The 8,462-nt window shown below is 32.4% G+C and carries 10 protein-coding genes and 2 pseudogenes; 2 read left to right on the top strand and 10 right to left on the bottom strand.

What is annotated here, in order from left to right; genetic code table 11:
- On the top strand, positions 1-128 hold a 128-nt coding region (locus CXF67_RS19155), incomplete at its 5' end, for an integrase core domain-containing protein (RefSeq protein ID WP_145990354.1).
- A gap of 347 nt (positions 129-475) precedes the next feature.
- Here the strand turns inward: CXF67_RS19155 and CXF67_RS19150 are convergent.
- The 7 genes and pseudogenes from CXF67_RS19150 to CXF67_RS02930 all read right to left on the bottom strand — a co-directional run.
- Positions 476-580: pseudogene (locus CXF67_RS19150) on the bottom strand (transposase); the annotation flags it as partial.
- Between the two features lie 278 nt (positions 581-858).
- Positions 859-1,194 carry a gamma-glutamylcyclotransferase family protein gene (locus tag CXF67_RS02950; RefSeq protein WP_102087390.1) on the bottom strand — a complete coding sequence of 112 codons (336 nt, stop codon included), beginning with the start codon at positions 1,192-1,194 and terminating at the stop codon, positions 859-861.
- A 463-nt stretch (positions 1,195-1,657) separates the two neighbouring features.
- On the bottom strand, positions 1,658-2,119 hold the full coding sequence (locus tag CXF67_RS02945) for a GyrI-like domain-containing protein (protein ID WP_102087391.1): 462 nt from the start codon (positions 2,117-2,119) through the stop codon (positions 1,658-1,660).
- Positions 2,120-2,326: 207 nt separating this feature from the next.
- Entirely contained in the window at positions 2,327-2,743 is a 417-nt protein-coding gene (locus CXF67_RS02940) for a group III truncated hemoglobin (RefSeq protein WP_102087389.1), read from the bottom strand.
- An 86-nt stretch (positions 2,744-2,829) separates the two neighbouring features.
- The gene (locus CXF67_RS18050; RefSeq protein ID WP_180957878.1) at positions 2,830-2,967 is read right to left on the bottom strand and encodes a cupin domain-containing protein; all 138 of its coding nucleotides are present in this window, start codon (positions 2,965-2,967) and stop codon (positions 2,830-2,832) included.
- Between the two features lie 444 nt (positions 2,968-3,411).
- A complete protein-coding gene (locus CXF67_RS02935) occupies positions 3,412-3,837 on the bottom strand; it encodes a hypothetical protein (protein WP_102087388.1) in 426 nt (141 codons plus the stop codon).
- Positions 3,838-3,973: 136 nt separating this feature from the next.
- On the bottom strand, positions 3,974-4,588 hold the full coding sequence (locus CXF67_RS02930; protein WP_308302166.1) for a nitronate monooxygenase: 615 nt from the start codon (positions 4,586-4,588) through the stop codon (positions 3,974-3,976).
- Between the two features lie 9 nt (positions 4,589-4,597).
- Between CXF67_RS02930 and CXF67_RS02925 the strand changes: the two are divergent.
- Positions 4,598-4,840, top strand: a pseudogene (locus CXF67_RS02925) (winged helix-turn-helix transcriptional regulator); the annotation flags it as partial.
- Between the two features lie 168 nt (positions 4,841-5,008).
- Here the strand turns inward: CXF67_RS02925 and CXF67_RS02920 are convergent.
- The 3 genes from CXF67_RS02920 to CXF67_RS02910 all read right to left on the bottom strand — a co-directional run bounded on the left by CXF67_RS02920 (position 5,009) and on the right by CXF67_RS02910 (position 8,257).
- On the bottom strand, positions 5,009-5,926 hold the full coding sequence (locus CXF67_RS02920; RefSeq protein WP_102087385.1) for a DUF2268 domain-containing putative Zn-dependent protease: 918 nt from the start codon (positions 5,924-5,926) through the stop codon (positions 5,009-5,011).
- Between the two features lie 129 nt (positions 5,927-6,055).
- Positions 6,056-7,267: a serine hydrolase domain-containing protein gene (locus CXF67_RS02915; protein WP_102087384.1), complete on the bottom strand. Its 1,212-nt coding sequence runs from the start codon at positions 7,265-7,267 to the stop codon at positions 6,056-6,058.
- Positions 7,268-7,291: 24 nt separating this feature from the next.
- Positions 7,292-8,257 carry an ankyrin repeat domain-containing protein gene (locus CXF67_RS02910; RefSeq protein WP_180957876.1) on the bottom strand — a complete coding sequence of 322 codons (966 nt, stop codon included), beginning with the start codon at positions 8,255-8,257 and terminating at the stop codon, positions 7,292-7,294.
- Positions 8,258-8,462 lie beyond the last annotated feature (205 nt).

Genomic DNA, 8,462 nt, shown 5'->3' with positions numbered 1-8,462 from the left:
GGCTATTTGATTGTTTAAAGGATTATATCAGTTGGTATAACACAAAAAGAATACATTCTACTTTAGGTTATAAAACACCTTTAGAGATGCAGTTAGAATTAGAAAAGTTATTTAATAAAGCGGCTTAAAAAAAATAGTCACGTATTTTGTAGGTATTCCACCTATCTTCTACTACATTAAAAGCCTGCACGACGGTTTTTGTGCTAATATTTATAGTAACTCCTATTGGGATACGATTGCGCAAGCTCTGTGAGTATGTCAATAACTTCAATATCATTTTTATTGATCTGATAATACCACATTAACCTGAATAACCATATAACCCTACAGATACGTAAAATAGGTGCGGTACCCTCTTTAATAAGATATTTGACACGAACTCGCTTGTCGGAAGACCTTATAACTTTTTTAACAGCATGTCTTTTAGCATTTAATTGTCAAAACTAGCATCCGCATACATTTGATTGAGTTATTAATTTTCTACTTCAAGCTCCTTCAGACGCGTAAGTTCCTGTTGTTCCATACCTCCGTATTTCATACGCCAGTAATAAAACCTACTCTTGTTGATACCTAATTCTCTTGATTATCACCTGTGAATCTTCCTTGATCGCTCTCCGTAAGAGTCCTAGCGATCTAACCCTCACAAAATTTGTTGCATTTAATTCTGACAGTTTGAATTTAAAATTAGTGAATTCAAACAATCAACTTTACTACTTTTTGAGAAGGCTACAAAAAGGTGAAGGCTACAACCGATAATGTAAATAGTAGCGCTTATCGTATAATTTTTGGTGTCTGATCCGATATTTTAGTTTTAAGACAATTAATTTAGTCATTTTTCATCTTTCTGAATTCATTTTATTATTGACCTTCCACATAAGCATAACCCGTATTCCCCGAATCAAATGTCAATTCAACGCGCTTATAATCGTCAACCTCGTATTTATCTGTATTGATTAATTCTTCATCAGTTAATTCAAATAAAACACCTTCTACCAAATCCTTTTTATCACCTGTGTATTTCATAATTGGATGAACATTAGTGCCACTTGATTTAATTACTCTAGGGTCGTTGATTTCTATCTCTGAAATCTCGTACCCCACTAATATGTCATTACTTCCAATTAATATTCTTCCAAAATTATCTAATTGAACACTTTCTAACTTAAGGGTTCCGTATGAAAATAGTTTTACCATTTTAATTTTCTATTATAAGTTTGGTTTTATTATATCAAAATCCAAGTTCAAATAATCACCAACCGCCTTTTATCTGGCTAGTATCGATCAAAATAGCACTTAGCTTTTTGCTAAGCTAAAGCCATTTTTTTATATCATTTCTTTTTTTCTTAATAAGCATGACTAAAAAATTTAGCGAACTTGCAAATACATCTAAACATCCATTAAGCAAATTATTAGCTAACACATCTTAAGTTTCATTCTTTTTAAATCTAGATATAAATTAGCAAGAACAAAATAGAAAATTGAGGACATGATGTAATAGTAAATATTTTGTTTGATTGATGAAATTGTATTTAATAAAAGAAAATTTGTAATTGTGACATCCAAGTCTACCCTTTCCAGTAAACCTTTCTAATTAGTATCCTTTATCAAAGTTCCATTTAAAACTACTTCTCGAACTCCATTTGCTAATTATTCTGTTTTATTCTTTAACGGATATAAAAGTTTCTACCTCTGCATTGTCTCCATCATAGTATTTTTTTCCGTGAATCGTAAAATCAGCATTATAGGTTCGTTTTAAGTCCTTATCTTGCCATATTTCCATCCAAGTTGCGAGAACGGCTTCTGGCATTTTACCTTTTGAAACAAATTTTTCGTACACATCTTTTTCAATTGTAATTCCTCCAAAACCTTCTGGAATGTTTTCTAACGAGCTTACTGGTAATCCTATTATTAGTGTATGTGTTCCATTAAAATCTGTTTCATAATCTGTGTAAACTGTGTAAATATCATCATTGACTTTCTTCGGTATTTGTTTTTGAATTTCTTCGCCCCAAAATTTTTCCCACAATGCCTCAATGTCCTTAGTTGATTGTCCATTTTCATTGGTAGTTCTTACAGAAATTCCTACAACGTTAAATTTTTGAATGATTTTATTGTTCATAGTTTTAGACTTTTTTGTTTGTGTTAAAGCTGCAATAGATAATAGCAAAGATGCAGTAATCATCTAAAACTGAATTTTCTTCATTGTGATTATTATCGTTTGTTATAATACACTTACGAGAACCTTATCGCAAGGGTGTTGAGCATTTTTTGACCAATTTAAAAAATTTTCTTCAAAGGTGATTTTTTATTGTACAATAGTTTGGTTTTATACATTTTCACCTGCTGGATTTTTATTTTCAGGTCGATTTTTCATAATGGTTAAAAACTGACCTGTTGCCATCTTTCGAGCAGACTCTTTTGCCCTAATTGCGAGTTCTCCGTTGTATAGTTCATCAATTGTTTCAAACCAAAGCTTCAACCATCTTCCAAAATGATCTTGCTCAATCTTATGCCCTAGATTAGCATCAATCTTTATGTGTTTTGAAGAAGGATTCCCTTTAAATTTTGATACACCTAATAAATTTGTTTCCCAAAAACCAGTAAGCTTTATTAAGTGCTCAGGCCATTGTTCTTCTGAAATATGAGCATTGAAAATGGGACCCAAAAGCCCATCTTTTCTAATTTTAGCATAGAACCTATTAACTAATATGTTCACGTCTTTTCTGTCATTTATAGTATTCATAAATTAATTTCTAGCACTTTTTTCTACCCGCTCTAGATTGTCCAGTTTTAATAAAGTCAACCGAACGATAGTATCCTCACGAGCGTTTAATTCATGTAGCACATACCTTCTAGGGTAACAATAAAACTAGCTTTAAGAGGATTAGAAATTCCTTGTATCTTAAAATCCATCCCACCATCCAAAACATAAACTATTATTGGAAAAGGTGCTCTATGCTCCTTCATAATTTGTCCCTTCTTAAGTAGAATACGAATCTATTTAAACAACGATGTTTCTAAAATTACCCTAGTAACATGCCTTTTATCATTATATTCAAATCGATATTAAAAGATTCTAATTTCATTTTAAATTTATGTTTTATGTGTCCGATATTTGGTGGATTCTTAATCAACTAATTAATAAAATGGAAGCCTAACTATTGGAAAATTCATTGGATCTTGTATGGGCACACAGAACGCTTAATTAGCTATAGACTTCGTTATGTATCGTTTTTAAATTCCTAATCGACAATATTCATTCGTGTATATATTATTAACGATTTTTTTAATAGAGTAGGTAAATGATAGTTTTGAATAGTCGTTATAAAATCTAGCAGTTTTGAGCTTTTACTGGGTAATACTAAATAAATGTATAAAAGCAAGCAGAATCACCCCCTTTTATGCCCAATACTACTTTGAAATAAGTTCTTTATAGTCATATTGGACCAATAATATCAGAGGTATAGCATATGCCAAATGGCGAACTATTGTTATTACCGGCATCATTGGCGACATATCCAAACCTGCCACTCCGGCTCCTAACAGAGGCAACATGAATAGCCATACTAAAGCAATAGTTTCTGCAGTAACAAATATGATTGGTCTTAACCATTTTGGTCCCCAAAGAGATGGCGCTATTCCTGCAAAAAGAATAGCTAGTAAAATCCCATTTCCATAATGTCCTAGAACACCATATGCTAAACCTAAACCAGTTTTTACTCCTAAAATAGTTGGAATATCCCACCACTTTCCAGTAAATAACAAGCCTACTAAATCAAAAAGAATTGTTCCTAAGATTCCGGCAATGATTGCGTATTTCCAATTAATTGTTTTCATTTGTTTTGTTTTTTAATTATTGAGATGCCTCAAAACTATATGTATTTTGAACTACAAACATTGTCATAGGACAATGTTTTACATTAATGAACACAAGTCTGAAAATGCTTTTGGTTCGAAGCTGTGGTTATTACGATTAACCTTTTGAAGCCGCTTTTATCAACGAGTCGAATAACTTCTTAGTAGATCTATGCTTCAGTATTGTAGAAGGTTGACCAGGCCAAAATGTCAAATATTCCAATTTTTCTTGTTTCGGACAAGCACTTCTAAAAAAACTCAAAAAGTTACTTTGAATAGTATATCGAGCACTATATTTGCTGGTTGAATCTTTAAAAATTTCAGATAGACTATCTGAAATTACCCTAGCTAGCCTGCCGGTATAGACTTTAGTAAGGTTCGTTTTTATAGGCTGAGTAGAGAGTAACTTGGATTTATGTATATCAGATCCACCAGATTCATCAGTGGCCAGAAACACAGTGCCCATTTGTACTGCTGATGCACCTAACTTTAATACATCAGCAATGTCTTTGCCATTTGAAATACATCCAACTGGAATCACAGGGACACTGACACTAGTTCTATTAACCATCTGATGAACCAAAAGACGTGTACTGGTCAACGATTCCTCTGCAGGTTTTAAAAAGAAGGCTCGATATCCTCCAGCTTCTGATCCAGAGGTAATTACTAATTCAATACCAGCTTCTTCTATCATGATAGCCTCCTCTAATGAAGTGGCCATAGCCATGGAGATAACTCCGCTTTGTTAGAAGGAAAATCACGGTACCACGAGTTAAGAAAGGAAATGCCTACTGTAACAGAAAAGACTCTAAGTTTACAGTTAAAAACTTTAGAAAAGGATGGTATCATTAAAAGAAAAGTATATACATCTAAACCACCTTTAAAGGTAGAATACTCACTAACTGATCTCGGAAAAACCTTAATTCCACTAGTTAAATCGATAGCAGATTGGGGTGATCTTGCAGTTAAAAATCAAGCAAAGTAGTTTTTCCAAATTCTTTTTTGCCTGTTTGTAAATGGTTCTTTACGTTTGTAAAAAAACGAACGAAAGGAAAGTCCATAGGGTTTTTCAAGTTAGCAAGAACCAACTAATTAATTATGCACGTCTTTGTTGGCTTCTAGATTTATATTTTGATCTGGCAATAAGCCTTTTTTATTTATAACCGCTCATTTCTAATAGTCTTTCTGAACTCAGGTTTGTCCAATTTTCTACTGTTAATGTGCTGCCTTCTAAGGCTTGTTGAACTATTTCATACCCGATTGTGTAACCACCTGAAAAAGGATAATTTTTTGAGCCGAACATAACCTCCATTTGAAACCGAAGATCTTCACTTTGTAATTTTGGTTTTATCCTATTCCATAAGTCCTCTTTATCTTTATCATTTAGTGCAGAGATCCAAGGTGCTTTTACTTTTGGATATAGTAAATGGGCAAATGAATCGCCTCTACCTTCAAAAATTAAGTAATCGAGTAAAGTCCATTTAGCAGATTTTCCAAAATTTATATTTGTCCAATATGCATGATTATATTCGTGCGCGACTGCATATTCAAGCATTTCTTCCCAACCTACTATATCAGGTTCAATTGTAAGCAAAATTTGTTTGCTCCCTGCCGTTAAGCCCATAATCCCACTCATACTCTGCATCATTGCTTTGTTGTCTGGATTTGCGGGTAGGATGTAAATTGTTAAGTCATCATTTTTTAGATAGGTGTCACTTTTTTCTAACGCTGATCTAATTTTACTCTCAATCCTTTTTTTATTACTATTAATCCTTTCAATTGCCTTATTTAATTCAGTGGTATTTTGTATTGGTGCAGACAAATAATCATTTACAATACCAGAATATTCACTCTTTAAAAAGTATCTATTAATAATAGTAGATTGAATTTTATCCCTATAAACATTATCTAAACCATTTAAATTGCTAATTTGATTTTTAGCAGTCTCAGTATAGTCTGAGTAAATATCATTTAGAAAAATTATTTTATTATTCGAGTTTTGTCCAAATACGTTTACAAATGACATCAAAAATACCATTGTCAGCAATTTGAGTTTTAGATTTTTTTTCATGTTAATTACAGTTTTTATTGTATGTAGTTTTCTTTGATTATAAAATGTATTTCTGTTGGGCTGGTTTTATAATTTAAATCTAATTCATTTAATTTTCTAGTAGCTAAAAATTCACTTTAATGGTGTTTTTTATTTATTTGAATTAACAAATAAACTAGCTAGTTTATGTGGAAGACTAAAGAATAAGTTTTTTGTTTCTTGTGTTGATGCATTTCTATTCATTGTTACTGCCACTGTTAAATTGTATTCTGGTAGCAAAATTAGCATAGCAGTTGAACCCATTGCTACTCCTCCATGGTGAATTATATTCACATCCCTTCCATCTTTGTGGATATTTGTACGCATATCGTTTCTCCAACCCATTCCATAATTATCACTATTTACTTGCCCAGAATTAAGTTTTACCGGGTCAAACAATTTTGTGGTAGTTAATGAGTCTAGTAATCTGTAATCCAGAACTGCATTTCCTAATTTGACTAAATCATTTGGTGTTGAAAGAAATCCACCACCGGCCCATTTTACACTGTTATTTACCTCGTAAGATTCTTTAATCTTCCCATTTTCTACTTCATAGAATTTTGCAATATTATCCATATTTTGATTCTTTCTGTCGGCTTTGGTCTGAGTCATTTGTAAAGGCTTAAATACGTTCTCTTGCATAAAGGGTAGAAACTTTTTTTCTGAAGCCGTTTCCATCATTGCGCTCAACAATGTATAGTTGTATGAGCTATAGCTAAAGTTTGTACTCGGTTCAAAAAGTAATTCGTCATCATTAAAAACAGCCATACTTTCTTCAATTGAATTATATTCATGGTTGCCATAATATTCCCAAATAGGAAAACAAAGGCAATTTCCATAGTTCCTAATTCCTGAGGTATGTGAAGCTACTTGTTGTAATGTTAATTCAGATAGTTTATTACTCGCAAATGGAACGAAGTCTTTGACCAAGGAATGAGTATTAAGTTTTTTACTCTGAATTAAAACACCCAGACCTATAGATGTTAATGCTTTTGATGTACTACCAATTCTGAATTTGGTAAGTGAATCTGCAAGTATTTGGTTGTCCACATCGGCATATCCAATTGTATTGGACCAAATAGTAGTATTATTTATTCCAATGGACGCAGATAAAGCCGGTGTTTTAAGTTTGCTAAATTCTGATAATAATAAGCTATCAGCTTGTTTTTTAATTTGTTCACTATGATTGGTATTTAGTTGTAAGTGACTAAAATCCTTTAGTTTTTCTTTCCCAAAATTATGTGTTATAATCGGTTCGAATAAAAAGAAACTCAGCACGAGTATGGCAATTATTGGAACGAAAATTTTTATTATTCTTTTCATGATAGTGTGATTTATTAAGTGATTTTATTGATTAGCGCCTTTATAGATTAAATAGGTGATTACATCTTTATGTTTTCCTCGCTTTGCCATTTTTAGGGCACTTCTTTTTTCAGAAAGAATAGAGTAACTATCTCTAGCTGACTTGTTAATCTCTGCACCTTTATATATTAGATATTTTACAATATCTAAATTTCCATTCCATGCTGCATTTATAAGGGGTGTTTCATCTCCTGCTACATGCGCGTTAACATTCGCTCCGAATTCAACTAAAAATTTGACAATCTCTAAATGATTATTTTTAGAAGCGGCAATCAAGGGATTTCCATCGCCTTCACTTTTTTTATTCACATCCGCTCCAAGGCTAACGAGGGTTTTTACCATTTCGATATTTCCTCTTTTTGAAGCTTGAATCAATGCTGTACCATCACCGATAGTTTTTTTGTCAATATCTGGCAAATAGCAAAACACTAATTCTAATAGTTCTATATTACCTGACACTGCTGCTAATATAACAGCATTTCCGTCGCCCTTCATTTCAGTATTGGGATTGGCCCCTAATTCTAATAATAGTTTTACCAGGTCCATATTTTTTCCCTTTATAGCAGACATTAATGGTGTACCATCTCTAATTGTTTCTTCATTTATATTAGCTCCTTCATCAATTAAAAATTTAGAAAAATTATAATGTCTCTTTTGTGCGGCAATCATCAGGGCACTTGCATCATTATGGTGTCTAAAGGACACATTTGCGCCGGCTTTAAATAATGCTTTTCCAATAGCTAGATTTCCATGTAAAGATGCCATTCCAAGAGGTGATCTTGGCTGTATATCTCCATCATAAATACAATTTGGATTAGTTGTTTTTAAAAAAATTTCAACCTTAACTAAATCGTTGTTTCTCATAGCTTCTAAAAGGTTATCACACGTTTGTGATGTGATTGTCATCACCCATGTAACGACTAGTACCAGTGTGGTTGTGAAATTTTTCATAATTGATATTTTTTTGAATAACGTTAGTGAAAACTTCATTATTCATTTGAATACAGGACAAATATAAAGGCTAGATGAAGCTTGATTTTATAAAGTAGCTCAACGTATGATACTTAATGACGGAAGCGTTGTTGTGTAGAAAAATAAAAATAGTCAAGAGTAAACAGCAATCTGTGGGGTGTTATCCAATGTTCGTATACTTAGG

Source organism: Psychroflexus sp. MES1-P1E, assembly GCF_002836055.1.
Lineage (GTDB): Bacteria > Bacteroidota > Bacteroidia > Flavobacteriales > Flavobacteriaceae > Psychroflexus.
The sequence above is the reverse complement of the archived record's forward strand: the minus strand, read 5'-3'. Positions and strand labels throughout refer to the sequence as shown.

Excerpts from the sequence above, each read along its gene's own strand:
- CXF67_RS02950 (WP_102087390.1), bottom strand. The coding sequence starts at position 1,194 with ATGGTAAAACTATTTTCATACGGAACCCTTAAGTTAGAAAGTGTTCAA.
- CXF67_RS02945 (WP_102087391.1), bottom strand. The coding sequence starts at position 2,119 with ATGAACAATAAAATCATTCAAAAATTTAACGTTGTAGGAATTTCTGTA.
- CXF67_RS02940 (WP_102087389.1), bottom strand. The coding sequence starts at position 2,743 with ATGAATACTATAAATGACAGAAAAGACGTGAACATATTAGTTAATAGG.
- CXF67_RS18050 (WP_180957878.1), bottom strand. The coding sequence starts at position 2,967 with ATGAAGGAGCATAGAGCACCTTTTCCAATAATAGTTTATGTTTTGGAT.
- CXF67_RS02935 (WP_102087388.1), bottom strand. The coding sequence starts at position 3,837 with ATGAAAACAATTAATTGGAAATACGCAATCATTGCCGGAATCTTAGGA.
- CXF67_RS02920 (WP_102087385.1), bottom strand. The coding sequence starts at position 5,926 with ATGAAAAAAAATCTAAAACTCAAATTGCTGACAATGGTATTTTTGATG.
- CXF67_RS02915 (WP_102087384.1), bottom strand. The coding sequence starts at position 7,267 with ATGAAAAGAATAATAAAAATTTTCGTTCCAATAATTGCCATACTCGTG.
- CXF67_RS02910 (WP_180957876.1), bottom strand. The coding sequence starts at position 8,257 with ATGAAAAATTTCACAACCACACTGGTACTAGTCGTTACATGGGTGATG.